The sequence below is a fragment of the Thermus caliditerrae genome (assembly GCF_021462525.1).
Classification (GTDB): Bacteria; Deinococcota; Deinococci; order Deinococcales; family Thermaceae; genus Thermus; species Thermus caliditerrae.
Map to the genome: position 1 here is coordinate 126,131 of NZ_JAKEDT010000001.1, position 14,245 is coordinate 140,375.

Genomic DNA, 14,245 nt, shown 5'->3' on the forward strand with positions numbered 1-14,245 from the left:
TCTAGGGGGACTCCGGTTCTGGGGGCGGGGGCACCCCTTCCGGGGCAAAGGCGCCCGATGCCGCCCCCTCCCCTGAAGGCAGGGCCGCTGGGGGCACCTTGTCCTGCGGCAGCCAGACCTCGAGCCCTTGGCTGCTGGGGGCACCGCTTAGGAGGTCCAGACGCGCCTTCACCAGGCCGGGTGGCGGCGGGAAATCCCCCCCTGGCCGCCCCCGCAGGGCCTCGGCCACGAAGGCCCGCCAGATGGGGGGGTTGACCACGGAGCTGGAGGGCTCCCTCCCCCCCATCCTGAGGGGCTGGTTGTCGTCCCGGCCGACCCAGACCACCGCGGAAAGCCCCCGGGTCACCCCGGCGAACCACAGGTCCCGGGCCTCGTTGGTGGTGCCCGTTTTGCCCCCCACCACCCGCCCGGGAATGCGGGCCCCCTTGGCCAGCCCCTTTTCCCCCAGGTCATACACGTAGCCCTTGAGCAGGTCCCAGCCCTGGTAGGCCGCCAGGGGGTCAAAGAGGCGGCGGCGCTCCGGGACGGCCTCGTAGAGCACCTGTCCCCTGGCGTCCTCCACCCGCCGCACGAAAAGGGGGGCCACCCGGTAACCCCCGTTCACGAAGGCGGCGTAGGCCGCCGCCAGGTCCACCGGGGTGATGGAGGCCCCCCCGATGGCGATGGCCAGGGTGGGGTACTTCACGGTGAAGCCCGCCTCGGAGAGCTTCCTGGCCACTTTATCCACCCCGATAGTCTGGGCGGTGTAGATGGCGGGGAGGTTTAAGGAGAGGTCCAAAGCGTAGCGCACGCTCACCTCCCGGTTCAAGAAGGTGCCGGAGAAGTTCTTGGGGCGCCAGATGCCTCCGGGCTGGCTGGGGTCGGGGAACTCCAGGGGGCGGTCGGGGACCAGGGTAGCCTGGGTAAACCCCTCCTCAAAGGCGGTGGCATAGACGAAGGGCTTCACCGCGCTCCCCGGGTTCCGCAGGGCCCGGGTGGCCCGGTTGTACTCGTCCTCCTCCCGCCGCACCCCTCCCACCAGGGCCAAGACCTCCCCCGTATCCGGGTCCAGGCCCACCAGGGCGAGTTCAGCCCCCTGGGGTAGCTGGGCCCCCTGGGCTGCGGCTTCCGCCGCCCGCTGCATGACGGGGTCCAAGGTGGTGTAGACCTTGAGTCCCCCCTCGCCGTACACCTTGTCCTTGCCGAAGCGGGCTTCCAGGAAGCGGCGCACCTCGAGGACGAAGTGGGGCGCCATGCGGAAGGAAAGCTGCCTGAGGATCCGGGCCTCCGGGTCCACCAGCTCGGCCTCCAGGAGGTTTCCCTCCTCGTCGTAGCGCACCTTCCACCCCTTGGGGGCTAGAGGCTCCCGCCAGGCGGCCTCCGCTACCTCTTGGCTCACCCAGCCCTCGGCTACCATCTGGTCCAGCAGAAGGCGCATCCGTTGCCTAACCCCGGCCAGGTCTTGGTAGCGGGCGTTGGGGGCGGGAACGATGGAGGCCAGGTAAAGCCCCTCCGCCAGGGTGAGGGCCGCGGGGTCTTTGCCGAAATAGGCTTCCGCCGCCCCTTTGATGCCCACAGCGTTCCCGCCCCAAGGCACCACGTTCAGGTACATCTCCAGGATCTCCGCCTTGGTGTAGCGCCTTTCCAGCTCCAGGGCCAGGGCCCACTCCTTAAACTTCCGCTCCAAGGAGCGGGCCTGGGCCAGCTCCTTCAACAGGGTGTTCTTGATGACCTGGGTGGTGATGGTGCTTCCCCCCTGCAAATCCCCCCGCAACACGGCATAGAGCGCCCCGAAGAGGCGCACGAAATCCACCCCGTAGTGCTGGTAAAAGCGGCGGTCCTCCGAGAAGACGATGGCGGCCACCGCCGCCGGGGACACCTCGGAAAGCCGCACCAGGCTGCGGTGGATGGCCCGCCCCTCCTCCACGCTGGCGATCTGGGCCAGGGGGGTGCCGTCCCGGGCGTAGAGGGTGGAGGTGGCGGTGAGGCGCAGGCGGTCGAACTGGGAGAGGTCGGGGAGGTCGCGGGTGTAGGCGTAGGCCAGGTAGCCCAAGCCCAGCCCCACCCCCACCGCCAGGCCTCCCGCCAGGAGAAAGAGGAGCCGCAAGACCCGCACGGCCACCAGTTTACCCAAGGGATCCCTCGGGGTTGAGACCCAGAAAGCGCAGGAGCTTCTCCCGGGTAAGGGGCTTCTCAATGGAGGAAACCCGCACCACCTCCGCGGTGGTGCGGAGCCTCTCCGAAGGGCTGATGAGGACCGCCAGGGGCACCTCCTTCAGGCGCTTCACGTGGCGGATGCGGGCGGCCACGCTAAAAGGATCCACATCCAGGTCCTCGTCCAAGAGGATGTACCGCGGCGTGTGGTCCACGAGCCAGAACAAGCCCTCCCGGGCCAGGTCAAAGTGGCGGACGGGAATGTTCCGATCGGAGAGCACCAAATCCACGTAGGCCCGCAGGGCCTCGTTGCGGCTTAATAGGAGTAGCCCCGGATAGTCCGCCGCCACGGGGCGAGTTTACCGAAAGCGTGCGAAAGCGCTGTGAAAAAAATGGCTGGGGCGCGTGGACTCGAACCACGACCGGCGGATCCAAAGTCCGCTGTCCTGCCATTAGACGACGCCCCAGCGTCCAAGGGGATTGTAGGGCAAGAAAGCCGGGCCGTCAAATACCCCCTCGGCCTCAGACGTTGAAGAGGATGTAGAGCACATCCCCGTCCTGAACCTCGTACTCCTTGCCCTCGAGGCGCACCCAGCCCCGCTCCTTGGCCCTGGCCCACCCCCCGGCCTCCACCAGCTTCTCCCAGGGGATGACCTCTGCGCGGATGAAGCCCTTTTCCATGTCGGAGTGGATTTCCCCCGCAGCCTCGGGGGCCTTGGCCCCTCGAGGCACGGTCCAGGCCCGGACCTCCTTCTCCCCCGCGGTGAAGAAGGTGAGGAGGCCAAGGGCCCTGTACCCCGCCTGGGCGAGGCGCTGGAGGCCGCTTTCCTTTAACCCGTAAGCGGAAAGGAGCTCTTGGGCTTCCTCCTTGGGAAGCTCCACCAGCTCCGCTTCCAGCTTGGCGGAAACCACCACCACCTCCGCCCCCTCGGCCCGGGCCTTTTCCCGCACCGCCTGGACGTGGGGGTTGCCCTCGCCCTCCGGCAGGTCCTCCTCGGCCACGTTGGCCACGTAGATCACGGGCTTAGCGGTCAGGAGGGGGGTTTCCTTGAGGAAGCGGCGAACCTCCTCCGAGGGAGGGAAGGTGCGGGCGGGCCTGCCCCCTTGCAGGTGGACGTGAAGCCCCTCCGCCACCTCCAGCAGGGGGGCCATCTCCCGGTTCGCCCGGGCCTCCTTCCGGAGGCGCTCCAGGCGCCTTTCCAGGGTGGCGAGGTCCGCCAGGAGGAGCTCGGTCTCCACCACCTCGGCGTCCTCCAGGGGGTCCACCCGGCCCATGACGTGGACCACGTTGGGGTCGGGGAAGCAACGCAGCACATGGGCGATGGCGGAGACCTCGCGGATGTGGGCCAGGAACTGGTTGCCGAGACCCTCCCCCCTATGGGCCCCCTTCACCAGCCCGGCGATGTCCACGAACTCCACGTGGGTGGGGACCACGGGGGGCACCCTTTCCCCTTTGGTGAAAACCCGCTGCAAGGCGTAAAGCCTCTCGTCCTCCAGGGCCACCACCCCCACGTTCTTGTCGATGGTGGCGAAGGGATAGTTGGCCGCCAGGGCGTTCGCCCGGGTGAGGGCGTTGAAGAGGGTGGACTTGCCCACGTTGGGTAGACCGACGATTCCGACTGCCAGCATCTTGACCTCAAAAAAAGCCCCTTGCCGGGGCCTTTCTCCATCCTATCACGCCCGTTGCGTATGATGGCAGGGTATGGACCTGGCCGCCCACATTGACCACACCCTCTTGAAGCCCACCGCCACGCCGGAGGAAGTCCTGAAGGTGGCGGAAGAAGCTCTGGAGCACGGCTTCTTTGGCCTCTGCATCCCCCCTTCCTACGTGGGCCTGGTGCGGGAGAAGTACCCCCATGCCCCCTTCCGCCTGGTCACGGTGGTGGGCTTTCCCCTGGGGTACCAGGAGACGGAGGCGAAGGCCCTCGAGGCCGCCTTGGCCTACGCCCGGGGAGCGGACGAGGTGGACATGGTGATCCACCTGGGCCGGGCCCTCGCCGGGGACCTGGCCTACGTGGAGGCCGAGGTGCGGGCTGTGCGCCAGGCGGTGCCGAGGGCGGTGCTCAAGGTCATCCTGGAAACCGGCTACTTCTCCCCCGAAGCCCTGGAAAACCTGGCCGAGGCCGCCATCCGGGGCGGGGCCGACTTCTTGAAAACCTCCACCGGCTTCGGCCCCCGGGGGGCCAGCCTGGAAGACGTGGAGCTTTTGCTGCGGGTGGCCCGAGGGCGGGCCCAGGTGAAGGCGGCGGGGGGCATCCGCGACCGCAAGGCCGCACTGCAACTCCTGCAGGCGGGGGCCACCCGGCTGGGCACCTCCAGCGGGGTGGCCCTGGTGCAGGGCGGAGAAGGGCATGGGTACTAGGAAAAGAAAGCGCAAGCCTGCCCTGGCCGGGCTCCCCAGCTACCTGGTCCTCCTAGCCCTGGTCCTCCTCTGGCTCCTCCAGGAGTTGAGGCCCGCCCCCCCTCCACCCCCGGCAGAAGCCGGGGGGGTAGAGGCCTTCTTCATGCCCCAAGATGGGGAAAGGGCTAAGGCCCGCCTCATCGCCCTCATGGACGGAGCCAAACAAAGCCTGGAGGGGGCGTTTTACGAGTTCCGCGACCTGGAAATCGCCCAGGGCCTCCTCCGGGCCCAGGCCCGGGGGGTACGGGTACGCCTCTATGGGGAGAGCGACTTCCGCGAGGACTTCCGCCGCTACCTGGTGGGGGCAGCCTTGGGGCAGGGAAGCGAGCCCCCCAGGGTGCCGCGGGAAGCGCTGAGAGCACGGGTAAGGCCCATCTCCTTAGACTGCGAAGAGATCGCGGGGATCCCCGTCTGCTACGACGAGCGGGAAGCCTTCATGCACCACAAGTTCCTGGTGGCGGACGGGAAGGCCGTCTGGACGGGGAGCACCAACATGACTTGGAACGCTTTCGCTAGAAACAACGAAAACAGCCTCCTCCTCCCCTCCCCCACCCTAGCCCAGGGCTACGGGGAGGAGTTCGCCGCCCTTTTCAGCGGCACTAAGGAGGGTCTGGGGCGATCGGTGACCTTCGCCCTGGCCGAGCCTTCGCTAGAGGGCACGGCCTACTTCAGCCCCAAAGGCGGGGAAGCCGCCCGGAAGGCCCTTTTGGAACGCCTGCAAGAGGCGCGGGAAGAGGTGCTGGTGGCGGCCTTTGTCCTCACGGACCAGGAGGTGGTGAGGGCCCTTGCTCAAGCCAAGGCCAGGGGAGTCAAGGTCCGGGTCCTTTTGGAAACCCGAAACCTTAAGGACAGCCGCTACCGCGACCTTGAAGCGGCCGGCATTGAGGTGCGCCAGGACGGCAACCCCTACACCCTGCACCACAAGGTTATGGTGGTGGACCGCACCTGGGTGGTCACGGGAAGCTACAACTTCTCGGCGCGGGCCTGGCAGGCGAACAACGAGAACCTCCTTGTTCTGAAAAGCCCCTCTTCGGCAGAGCGCTACCGGGAGGAGGTCCTGCGGCTATGGGAGGAAGGGAAGCCCCTCTAGTCCTCACCCTGGCCTCGGGAAGCCCCAGGCGGCGGGCGCTCCTCGAGGCCCTGGGCTACCCCCTAAGGGTGGTGCCCCCAGGGGTGGTCGAGGAACCCCTGGCTTTGCCTCCCCAGGAGCTCGCCTTGGCCTTGGCCCGGCGCAAGGGGGAAGCCGTGGCAGGGGAGTGGGTGTTGGCCGCGGACACGGTGGTGGAGCTGGAAGGCCGGTCCTTGGGCAAGCCCAAGGACCTGGAGGAAAACTACACCTTCTTGCGCTGGCTCTCGGGACGGGAGCACCGGGTACACACCGCCCTCTACCTGCGCACCCCCAAGGACCTGGTGGTGGAGGTGCACACCGCCAAGGTCCGCTTCCGCCCGCTCTCCGAGGAGGAGATCGCCTGGTACGTGGGAAGCGGGGAGGGGCTGGACAAGGCGGGAGGCTACGGCGCCCAGGGCCTGGGGATGGCCCTTCTGGAAGGGGTTGAGGGGGATTTCTACACGGTGGTGGGCCTTCCCGTGGCCCGGGTCTTCGCCCTGCTGTGGGCAAGGGGGTTCCGGCCGTGAGCGAGGTGGCCCTGAGGCGGCTTCTCTTCCTCATTCTCCTTGCCCTGGGCCTGGGCTTGGCCGCCCTGACCCGGCCCTTGGCCCCCAGGGTGAGCCTTGTCCTCTCCCCCCTCACCGCTCCCCTGCCCGCTTTGGGCCACCGCTTGGGCCAGAACCTCCGGGCGGGTCTGGCCATCCTAACCAACCGCCAGGACCTCTACGGGGAGAACCAAGCCCTACGGACCAAGGTGGCGAGCCTCGAGGCGGAAAACCGCAGGCTCCGGCTAGAGGTGGATCGCCTTTCCCGGGCCCTGGAGGTGCGCCGGGCCCAGGCTCCTGGCGTGGTCGCCGTGGCCCGGGTGGTGGGGGAGGACCTCTCGGGTCTCTACCGCCGCCTGGTCCTGGACATGGGGCAGCGGGACGGCCTCCGCCCCGGAATGCCTGTGACCGCCCCCGAGGGTCTGGTGGGCCTCATCGTGGAAGTGGGGGAACGGCAGGCCTTGGTGCGCACCCTCCTGGACCCGGAAAGCCAGGTGGGGGTCCGTCCGGAGAGGTCGCTGGGCAGAGGGGTGGCCCGGGGAGCCCCCCCTGGCCACCTGGTGGCGGAGTTCCCCCCCACAGTCAAGGTAGCCCCGGGGGATCTCCTGCTCACCGGTGCGCCCCTGGGCCTCTTTCCCGACGGCATTCCCGTAGGCCGGGTGGAGCGGGTAGAACGGGTGCAGGGAGGTCTCAAACAGCGGGTCTGGGTTAGGCCCTTGGTCGAGCTTTCCCTCTTGGAAGAGGTCATTGTGCTGAGGCCTTTATGAAAGCCCTGGCCGCCCTTTTCCTTACCCTCCTCTTCTCTGGACTTCTCGGCGCCCTGTGGCCCTCGGGTCTGATGGAGCCAGACCTGTTTTTGGTGCTGGCCCTCGGCTACGCCCGCGCCAGGCCCTACTACCTGGGCCTCCCCGCCGCCTTCCTCCTGGGCTTGCTGCAGGACCTCCTGGGCTTCGGCCTTTTGGGGGTGCACGCCATCGGGCTCCTGAGCGCCAGTTACGCCTTCTACGCCGCCAGCCGCCGCCTGGTGGCGGGAGAAAGCCTGGGGGCGCTTTTCGCCTTTCTTTGGGCCTTCTTCGCCAAGTGGCTGGGCTACTTCCTGGTAGCCTACTGGCTGCGCCTGGACCTCCCCCCTTTGGCCCCCTTGGACCTCATCCTGGAGGGCCTTTTCACCCTGCCCTTTGCCCTTTGGGCCTTGCGCTTGGCAGGGCCGCGGACCCAGCCATGACAGGCAGGCTCTACGCCCTCATGCTCTTTTTCCTCATGGCCTTTGGCCTTCTCGGCCTTAGGGCCTGGCAACTCCAGGTGCTGGAGCACGAGCGGTACGCCTTGCGGAGCCAGGGCAACTACCTGAAAACCGAGGGCATCCCCGCCCCCCGGGGGCGCATCCTGGACCGCAAGGGAAGGGTCATCGCCCAAGACCGCCTGGTGGTGGACCTGGTGTACCTGGGGGGCGAGGTGGCTTTCAAGGAGCGCCTTCTGCCCCTCCTGGGCTTGCAGGCCCTGCCTGAGGCCAACGGACCCGTGGTCCTCAAGACCGGGGTGCCGGAGCACCTTCTCCCCACCCTGGCCGAGCTCACCGCAGGACAGGAAAACCTCAGGCTGGTGGAGCGCATCGAGCGCCACTACCCAAACCCCATCTCCGGCCCGGTGCTGGGTTACGTCCTCCAAGCCAATGCCGAGCAGGTGAAGCGGGGCTACAGCCCCGACGAGCAGGTGGGGCAGGCGGGCCTCGAGGCCGCCCTGGAGCCCTACCTCCGGGGAAAGCGAGGGGTTAGGGCGGTGGAGGTGAACGTCCGCGGCGAGCGGCTCCGGGAGAGCATCCTAGAAGAGCCCCTTCCCGGACAAGACGTGGTCCTCACCTTGGACCTGGACCTGCAGCGGGCGGCAGAGCGGGCCCTCGAGGAAGCCCTGGCCGACATCAACGCGGGCCGACGCCTCCACGGCCTCCCCCTGGCCACCCGGGTAAAGGGGGCCATCGTGGCCCTGGACCCCCGCACCGGGGAGGTCCTGGCCATGGCCAGCGCCCCCTCCTTCGACCCGGGCCTCTTCGCCCACCGCCCTGTGCCCCAGGAGGCCCAAGCCCTTCTCCAGGACAAGGACCTGCCCCTCCTCAACCGGGCGGTGCAGCCCTACACCCCGGGGTCCACCTTCAAGCTGGCCACCAGCTACGCCCTGCTGGAAGAGGGCTACGTGAACCCCTCCACCACCTACCGCTGTAGCCCCTATATCGTGTTCGGGGGCCAGATACGGCGCAACTGGGCCACCCGGGACATGGGCCCCATGACGGTGAAGGAGGCCATCGCTTGGAGCTGCAACACCTGGTATTACCAGGCGGTGGCCCAGGACCCCGTGGGAGTGGTGGATCGCCTGGCCCAGCGGGCCCGGCTTTTAGGCTTGGGGGAGGCCACGGGCCTAGAAATCGCCGAGCGTACAGGCCTGCTCCCCACCCGCGCCTGGAAGCGCCAGGCTCTTGGCGAACCTTGGTACCCGGGCGAGACCCTCTCCCTGGCCATCGGCCAAGGTCCCGTGCTGGCCACCCCTGCGCAAATCGCCCGCATGTTGGCCACCTTGGTCAACGGCGGGCAGAAACCCGACCTTCACCTGGTCAAGCGCTTGGGCCAGAAGGAGGTATACCCCCAGCTGGAAGGGGTTCCTGGACGGTTCTGGCAGACGTTGCAGGAGGGGCTCCGCAAAACGGTGCGCGAGGGTACGGCCCGCCACGTGCTGGGTAGCTTCCCCGTCCCCACGGGAGGCAAGACGGGCACAGCGGAGACCCCGGGGAAGCGGGCCGGGCTGGAGCATGCCTGGTATATGGGCTACGGCCCCGCCGAGCCCGGCACCCCTTACCCCCCCCTGGTGGTGGTGGCCTTCTTTGAAAACGGCGGGGAGGGAAGCCGGGTGGCCCTGCCCGCGGTGCGCAAGGTCATGGAGGCCTACTGGGGCCTGGGCAAGGGGGACGGGGCAACCCAGTAGAATGGGCCCATGCGGCTCCGCGCCACCCCTAAGGCCCTGGCCCTGCGCCTGGACGGGGGCGAGACCCCGGAAGAGGTTCGGGCTCTGAACCTTCCCGAAGGCCTGCCCCTGGAGGTGGAGGTGGCCGGCCCGGTGGCCCAGGAGGTCCTCGAGGCCCTCCTGAGCCTAGGCCGTCCCGTCACCTTGGTCCCTCCCCGAAACCGCCCCCAGGTGGGCACCTTGGTCGCCAGCAAAACCCTGCGCTCCGGGGAACGGATAGAGCACCCAGGCACCGTGGTCGTCTTGGGGGACGTGAACCCTGGGGCCGAGGTGGTGGCCGGGGGGGACGTGATCGTGGTGGGCAAGCTCCGCGGCCTGGCCCACGCGGGGGCGGGGGGAGACACCAAGCGCTTCATCTTCGCCCTGGAGCTTGCCGCCAAGCAGGTGCGCATCGGACCCCACCTGGCCCAGGCTCCTGAAGGCGAAGGAGGAAGGGGTCCAGAAGTAGCCCGTCTTCAGGACGAGCAGGTCGTGGTGGAGCCCTTTAAAAGGCGATAGTACCGGTTTCCGTGCCGTAGCGCTGCAACACCCAGTAGATGAGCCAGCCTGTGAGGGCCACGTACAGCCACACGGGCACCAGCACCTTGGCCCAGCGCTTATGCAGGGAGAACTCCCCCCGGAAGGCCCGCCAGATCACGTAGAGGGCCAAGGGGCCATTCAAGGCTGCCAGCAGGGTGTGGGTCAGGAGGACGAAGTAGTAGGCTCCCCGCCAGGCCTCCGGGCCCCCATAGGCCGTGGTGCCGTGGAGGGCCCATTTCGCCAAGTAGAACACCAGGAAAAGGGCAGCTAGGACCGTGGCGGTAAGCATGGCCCGGTGGTGGGCCACCCGGTTTCCCCGCTTAATAAGCGCCACCCCCACCAGCAGCGCTATCCCCGATAGCACGATGGACCAGACCGCCAGAAGCCCCAAAGCCTCCTTCATCTTCCCTCCCCCAGACGCTCCCCCAAAAGCCGCACCCGCTCCAGCCGCGCGGTGCGGGCGTAGCTGTAACCCCTCAGATAATCCTCCTCCTGGCCCAGAAGCTGGTACAGGCGCAGGTAGGCCACGGCCAACAGCCCATCCCGCTCCCTTCCGGGAGGTAGGCGGTGCAGGAGCTTGGCGATGGCCCGAAGCCTAGGAACCTGGCCCGCCTCGAGGGGGGTTTCCCTCAAGGCCCGAGCCAGCTCCGCCAGGGTTTCGCCGAGGCCCTGCATACTGCCAGGCAGTCTAACACAGGACCCCTCACGGAATAGACCGCACCGCCCGGTTCCCTGCGGCGTCCACCGCCACCAACCGGGCCCCCGTCGGGGCCTCCGCCAAAAAGACCACGGAGGCCTCTTTGGGCAGGGAAAGCGGGGTGAAGCGACCGCCCGCCTCCACCGCTACCCAGTCCACCCGCACGTTGTCCTCCACCCGGCCATAAACCCGGTACAAGCCCCCCTCCCGTTCCACCCGCTCCACCACGATCCGAGGGGGCGCTGCATCCAGCACCAGGGGAACCCGGCGCTCCCCCCGGTTGCCCTTGGCGTCCTCCGCCTCCAGGAGGAGTTCCACCTGTCCCGAGGTGGGGGCCTGCAAGCGGAAGCGGAACCGGACCAGCCTCTTGCCGCTCTCCCCAGCCGCAAGCACCTCCTGGCCGCCCACCCGCACCCCCACCACCCCCGAGGGGTCAAAGGCATAGCCCTCCACGCTCAGGGTTCGCCCCGGGGCCACCGCCCCTCCTAAAGGCTCCACCAAGCCCATCTCCGGCGGGGCGGTGTCAGGCCGTGCACACGAGGATAGCAGCGCAAGGAACAGAAGGGGATGCCAACGCATCCCCTCCATCTTAGTCCAGCTCAACGGAAGATGATGCCAGCCCTGCCCGCAAAGTCAGGGGCAACACCCCGCCAGCCCGCCAAGTCGCCGAGGCCAATGCCCAAGCACCTTCATGTGGTGTAAAGCGCGTTGATACGCACGTACCCCTCGGTGAGGTCGCACCCCCAGGCCACCCCCTCCGCCTGGCCCTCCCCCAGGTCCACCAAGACCTCCACCTCCTCCACCCGCATGGCCTGGCTGGCCGCCTGGCGGTCAAAGGGCAGGGCTGCCCCAGCGTAAAGGGGGATGCCCTGGACAAAGACGCGCACCCGGAAAGGGTCAAACCGGGCCCCGGAGTTGCCCAGGGCGGCCAGGATCCTTCCCCAGTTGGGGTCGTTGCCGAAGAGGGCACTCTTCCAGAGGGCGCTCCCAGCCACCGCCCTGGCCGCCCGGCGGGCCTCCTCCTCCGTGGCCGCTCCCACCACCCGCACCGTCATGAGCTTGGTGGCTCCCTCCCCGTCCCGCGCGATCCGGCGGGCGAGTTCCCGGGCCACCCCCTCCACCGCCTCCACGAAAGGCTCCAAGGGCACCTCGCCATAGGCCCCGTTGGCCATGAGGAGGGCCAGGTCGTTGGTGGAGGTGTCCCCGTCCACGGTCACCTGGTTGAAGGTGCGGTCCACAATGCCCCGCCAGGTTTCCCGCAAAGCCTCTTGGGGAACAAGGGCGTCCGTTACCACAAAGGCCAGCATGGTGGCCATGTTGGGGTGGATCATGCCGCTGCCCTTGGCCACGCCCACGATCCGGACCCCCGCCACCTCCGCCTCCGCCACCTTGGGCACCAGGTCCGTGGTGAGGATGGCCTCGGCGAAGGCGTCCACCTCGGAGGTGAGGGCAATCTGGGGCAGGCCCTGCTCCACCTTCTCCACCGGCAGGGTCACCCCGATGACCCCGGTGGAAGCGGTGAGGACCTCTTCCGGGGGAAGCCCGAGGCGGGTAGCCGCGGCCTGGGCCATCCGCTGGTCGTCCGCAAAACCCCTCTCCCCCGTGGCGCAGTTGGCGTTCCCCGCGTTCACCACCACCGCTCTAAGGGCCCCCCCGGAGGCGTAAAGCGCCCGCCCCCGGTGGATCGAAGGGGCAGCAGCCCGATTCTTTGTGGCGGCGTAGGCCCAGGCGGCAGGGAGCCCCGAGACCAAAAGGGCCAGGTCCGGCTTTCCGGAAGGCTTGATGCCCGCCCGGGTGGCCCCGGCGCGGAAACCCCTTGGAAGCTTCACGGCCATACCCCCTCCTTGGGAAGCGCAAGCACTTCGGGAAATCCCATCATCAGGTTGAAGTTCTGTACCGCCTGGCCAGCCATGCCCTTGACCAGGTTGTCCAGGGCGGCGAAGAGCAGAACGCGGCCTGTTCGCTCCTCGTAAAGGGGCTTTACGTCCACCCGGTTGGAACCCAGGGTGCCCTTGGTCTCGGGCAGGCGGTCCAAAACCCGCACAAAGGGCTCCTCAGCATAGAAGTCCTGGTAGAGCTCCTGCAAAAGGCCCTGGCGCCAATCCCCCTCCACCTCCGCCTCCGCGGTCACCAGGATGCCCCGGGTCATGGGCACCAGGTGGGGGGCAAAGGAAAGGCGGACCTCCCGGGCTTCCCCGTGGGTCCGCACCGGGCGGCCCTGGGCCAAAAGGCGGCCCAGGTTTTGCTCCATCTCGGGGATGTGGCGGTGGGTGCCCCCTACCTTGTAGGGCTTGAGGTTCTCGTTGACCTCGGCAAAGAAGGTGCCCTCCCCTTCCCGCCCAGCCCCGGAAACCCCGCTCAGGCCCACCACGAAGGCGCCCTTCAAGGCTCCTTCCGCCGCCAAGGGAGCGAGGGCTAAGGTGGCCGCGGTCACGTAGCAGCCGGGGTTGGCCACAAGCCTTGCCCCCTTGACCTCGTCCCGGTGGAGCTCCGGTAGGCCGTACACGGCTTGCCCGTAGAACCCCGGGCTCTGGTGGGGGATGCCGTACCAGGCCTCGTAGACCTCAGGGGGAAGCCGGAAGTCCCCGGAGAGGTCAATGACCCGCTTGCCTGCGGCCAGGGCCTGGGGGGCAATCCCCATGGCCAGGCCGTTGGGCAAGGCCAGGAAGAGCACCTCTGCCTCCTCCAGCACCTCGTCTTGGGAGGCAAAGGGGCGCTCGTCCCAAAGTTGCGGCCAGGCGGCAGACAGGGGCTTCGCCTCGTGCTTGCGGCTGGAAAAGCCCACCAGCTCCACCCCAGGGTGGGCCTTAAGAAGCCGGAGGAGTTCCCCTCCCCCGTAGCCCGAGGCCCCCAGGATGCCCACCTTTACGCGGTGGTGCCCCATACCCCTAGCCTAGCAAGGCCAGGAGAACGGCCTTGGCGGTGTGAAGGCGGTTTTCCGCCTGGTCAAAAACCCGGCTCCTGGGGCCATGGACCGCCTCTTCGGTGGTTTCCTCCCCGTAGTGGGCGGGGAGGCAGTGGAGGAAAACGCCTTCGGGATGCAGCAGGGAAAGAAGTTCCCCGTTGACCTGGAAGCCCTGGAAGTCCCGCAGGCGCCGCTCCCGCTCCTCTTCCTGGCCCATGCTGGTCCAGACGTCGGTGTAGAGGGCATGGGCTCCCAAAACCGCCTCCTTGGGGTCGTTGGTGAAAAAGGCACCTGCCCGGCGCAGGAGGTCGGGGTCCGGTTCGTAGCCTTTAGGGGTGGCCACCCGAAGCTTCAAACCCACCAGGGGGGCTACCTCCAGGAGGGAATTCAGCACGTTGTTCCCATCCCCCACCCAGGCCACCTCGAGGCCCTCCCATCCCCCGAAGGTCTCCTTCAGGGTAAGGAGGTCGGCCAGGGCCTGCAGGGGGTGAGCCCGGTCAGAGAGGGCGTTCACCACCGGCACTCCCGCGTAGCGGGCCAGGGCCTCCACGGTCTCGTGCCGGTACACCCGGGCGGCAAGGCCTTCCACAAAGCGCCCCAGGTTCTTGGCCACGTCCTTCACCGGCTCCCGTTCGCCGATGCCCACCTGCTTCTGGTCTAGGTAGACCGCGTGCCCCCCCAGGTGGAGCATGGCCACCTCGAGGGTGGTGCGGGTGCGCAAGGAGGGCTTCTCGAAGAGTAGGGCCAGGACCTTGCCCTTCAGGTCCTCCCCCCGGTAGCGTGTGCGCTTCAGCTCCTCCGCCGAGGCTAGGAAGGCTTCCACCCCCTTGCGGTCGTAAGCCGAAAAGTCCAAAAGGTGTCTGGGCCGGGTGAGGGCGTCTCCCGCCATGAGGCTTATAGAATACCCCAGGCCTGCAAACTTATG

The 14,245-nt window shown here is 68.0% G+C and carries 16 protein-coding genes and 1 tRNA gene; 7 read left to right on the forward strand and 10 right to left on the reverse strand.

Features of this window, described 5'->3' with window-relative positions:
• Position 1: 1 nt before the first annotated feature.
• From L1088_RS00665 to ychF, 4 genes are all read right to left on the reverse strand, one after another.
• Positions 2 to 2,101 carry a transglycosylase domain-containing protein gene (locus L1088_RS00665; RefSeq protein WP_438948056.1) on the reverse strand — a complete coding sequence of 700 codons (2,100 nt, stop codon included), beginning with the start codon at positions 2,099 to 2,101 and terminating at the stop codon, positions 2 to 4.
• A 4-nt stretch (positions 2,102 to 2,105) separates the two neighbouring features.
• A complete protein-coding gene (locus L1088_RS00670) occupies positions 2,106 to 2,483 on the reverse strand; it encodes a response regulator (protein WP_234553286.1) in 378 nt (125 codons plus the stop codon).
• A gap of 43 nt (positions 2,484 to 2,526) precedes the next feature.
• Positions 2,527 to 2,600 (reverse strand) — tRNA-Gln (locus L1088_RS00675).
• Between the two features lie 55 nt (positions 2,601 to 2,655).
• Complete coding sequence (gene ychF, locus L1088_RS00680; protein ID WP_234553287.1) at positions 2,656 to 3,762, reverse strand: redox-regulated ATPase YchF; 1,107 nt, start codon at positions 3,760 to 3,762, stop codon at positions 2,656 to 2,658.
• A 73-nt stretch (positions 3,763 to 3,835) separates the two neighbouring features.
• Here ychF and deoC point away from each other — a divergent pair, with 73 nt between their 5' ends.
• Genes deoC through minC form a run of 7 tightly spaced genes read left to right on the forward strand, consistent with a single transcriptional unit; the run spans position 3,836 to position 9,697 of the window.
• The gene (deoC, locus tag L1088_RS00685) at positions 3,836 to 4,495 is read left to right on the forward strand and encodes a deoxyribose-phosphate aldolase (protein WP_038047013.1); all 660 of its coding nucleotides are present in this window, start codon (positions 3,836 to 3,838) and stop codon (positions 4,493 to 4,495) included.
• Positions 4,485 to 5,624, forward strand: a complete 1,140-nt coding sequence (locus L1088_RS00690) for a phospholipase D-like domain-containing protein (RefSeq protein WP_234553288.1) — start codon at positions 4,485 to 4,487, stop codon at positions 5,622 to 5,624. Before deoC ends, L1088_RS00690 begins: the two co-directional genes overlap by 11 nt.
• Complete coding sequence (locus tag L1088_RS00695) at positions 5,600 to 6,169, forward strand: Maf family protein (RefSeq protein ID WP_234553289.1); 570 nt, start codon at positions 5,600 to 5,602, stop codon at positions 6,167 to 6,169. Before L1088_RS00690 ends, L1088_RS00695 begins: the two co-directional genes overlap by 25 nt.
• Entirely contained in the window at positions 6,166 to 6,954 is a 789-nt protein-coding gene (mreC, locus tag L1088_RS00700; protein ID WP_234553290.1) for a rod shape-determining protein MreC, read from the forward strand. Before L1088_RS00695 ends, mreC begins: the two co-directional genes overlap by 4 nt.
• Positions 6,951 to 7,412 (forward strand): rod shape-determining protein MreD, encoded by a 462-nt coding sequence (gene mreD, locus L1088_RS00705; RefSeq protein WP_234553291.1) that lies wholly within the window; start codon positions 6,951 to 6,953, stop codon positions 7,410 to 7,412. Before mreC ends, mreD begins: the two co-directional genes overlap by 4 nt.
• Entirely contained in the window at positions 7,409 to 9,160 is a 1,752-nt protein-coding gene (locus tag L1088_RS00710; protein ID WP_234553292.1) for a penicillin-binding transpeptidase domain-containing protein, read from the forward strand. Before mreD ends, L1088_RS00710 begins: the two co-directional genes overlap by 4 nt.
• Before the next feature lie 9 nt (positions 9,161 to 9,169).
• Positions 9,170 to 9,697 carry a septum site-determining protein MinC gene (gene minC / locus L1088_RS00715; protein WP_234553293.1) on the forward strand — a complete coding sequence of 176 codons (528 nt, stop codon included), beginning with the start codon at positions 9,170 to 9,172 and terminating at the stop codon, positions 9,695 to 9,697.
• Here minC and L1088_RS00720 read toward each other — a convergent pair.
• The 6 genes from L1088_RS00720 to argF all read right to left on the reverse strand — a co-directional run bounded on the left by L1088_RS00720 (position 9,684) and on the right by argF (position 14,209).
• The gene (locus L1088_RS00720; RefSeq protein WP_234553294.1) at positions 9,684 to 10,121 is read right to left on the reverse strand and encodes a DUF420 domain-containing protein; all 438 of its coding nucleotides are present in this window, start codon (positions 10,119 to 10,121) and stop codon (positions 9,684 to 9,686) included. The two genes, minC and L1088_RS00720, sit on opposite strands and share 14 nt — an antisense overlap.
• The gene (locus tag L1088_RS00725) at positions 10,118 to 10,393 is read right to left on the reverse strand and encodes a hypothetical protein (protein ID WP_234553295.1); all 276 of its coding nucleotides are present in this window, start codon (positions 10,391 to 10,393) and stop codon (positions 10,118 to 10,120) included. Before L1088_RS00725 ends, L1088_RS00720 begins: the two co-directional genes overlap by 4 nt.
• Before the next feature lie 28 nt (positions 10,394 to 10,421).
• Positions 10,422 to 10,994 carry a hypothetical protein gene (locus tag L1088_RS00730; RefSeq protein WP_234553296.1) on the reverse strand — a complete coding sequence of 191 codons (573 nt, stop codon included), beginning with the start codon at positions 10,992 to 10,994 and terminating at the stop codon, positions 10,422 to 10,424.
• Between the two features lie 110 nt (positions 10,995 to 11,104).
• On the reverse strand, positions 11,105 to 12,250 hold the full coding sequence (argJ, locus tag L1088_RS00735; protein WP_234553297.1) for a bifunctional glutamate N-acetyltransferase/amino-acid acetyltransferase ArgJ: 1,146 nt from the start codon (positions 12,248 to 12,250) through the stop codon (positions 11,105 to 11,107).
• Positions 12,241 to 13,278: an N-acetyl-gamma-glutamyl-phosphate reductase gene (gene argC / locus L1088_RS00740; protein ID WP_234553486.1), complete on the reverse strand. Its 1,038-nt coding sequence runs from the start codon at positions 13,276 to 13,278 to the stop codon at positions 12,241 to 12,243. The genes argJ and argC overlap by 10 nt, the downstream gene beginning before the upstream one ends.
• 25 nt (positions 13,279 to 13,303) lie before the next feature.
• Positions 13,304 to 14,209, reverse strand: a complete 906-nt coding sequence (gene argF, locus L1088_RS00745; RefSeq protein ID WP_234553298.1) for an ornithine carbamoyltransferase — start codon at positions 14,207 to 14,209, stop codon at positions 13,304 to 13,306.
• Between the last annotated feature and the right edge of the window lie 36 nt (positions 14,210 to 14,245).

What these genes read in the sequence shown, in the direction of transcription:
- ychF (WP_234553287.1), bottom strand. Translation starts at nt 3,762, where the DNA reads ATGCTGGCAGTCGGAATCGTCGGTCTACCCAACGTGGGCAAGTCCACC.
- deoC (WP_038047013.1), top strand. Translation starts at nt 3,836, where the DNA reads ATGGACCTGGCCGCCCACATTGACCACACCCTCTTGAAGCCCACCGCC.
- L1088_RS00690 (WP_234553288.1), top strand. Translation starts at nt 4,485, where the DNA reads ATGGGTACTAGGAAAAGAAAGCGCAAGCCTGCCCTGGCCGGGCTCCCC.
- L1088_RS00695 (WP_234553289.1), top strand. Translation starts at nt 5,600, where the DNA reads ATGGGAGGAAGGGAAGCCCCTCTAGTCCTCACCCTGGCCTCGGGAAGC.
- mreD (WP_234553291.1), top strand. Translation starts at nt 6,951, where the DNA reads ATGAAAGCCCTGGCCGCCCTTTTCCTTACCCTCCTCTTCTCTGGACTT.
- L1088_RS00710 (WP_234553292.1), top strand. Translation starts at nt 7,409, where the DNA reads ATGACAGGCAGGCTCTACGCCCTCATGCTCTTTTTCCTCATGGCCTTT.
- minC (WP_234553293.1), top strand. Translation starts at nt 9,170, where the DNA reads ATGCGGCTCCGCGCCACCCCTAAGGCCCTGGCCCTGCGCCTGGACGGG.
- L1088_RS00720 (WP_234553294.1), bottom strand. Translation starts at nt 10,121, where the DNA reads ATGAAGGAGGCTTTGGGGCTTCTGGCGGTCTGGTCCATCGTGCTATCG.
- L1088_RS00725 (WP_234553295.1), bottom strand. Translation starts at nt 10,393, where the DNA reads ATGCAGGGCCTCGGCGAAACCCTGGCGGAGCTGGCTCGGGCCTTGAGG.
- L1088_RS00730 (WP_234553296.1), bottom strand. Translation starts at nt 10,994, where the DNA reads ATGCGTTGGCATCCCCTTCTGTTCCTTGCGCTGCTATCCTCGTGTGCA.
- argJ (WP_234553297.1), bottom strand. Translation starts at nt 12,250, where the DNA reads ATGGCCGTGAAGCTTCCAAGGGGTTTCCGCGCCGGGGCCACCCGGGCG.
- argF (WP_234553298.1), bottom strand. Translation starts at nt 14,209, where the DNA reads ATGGCGGGAGACGCCCTCACCCGGCCCAGACACCTTTTGGACTTTTCG.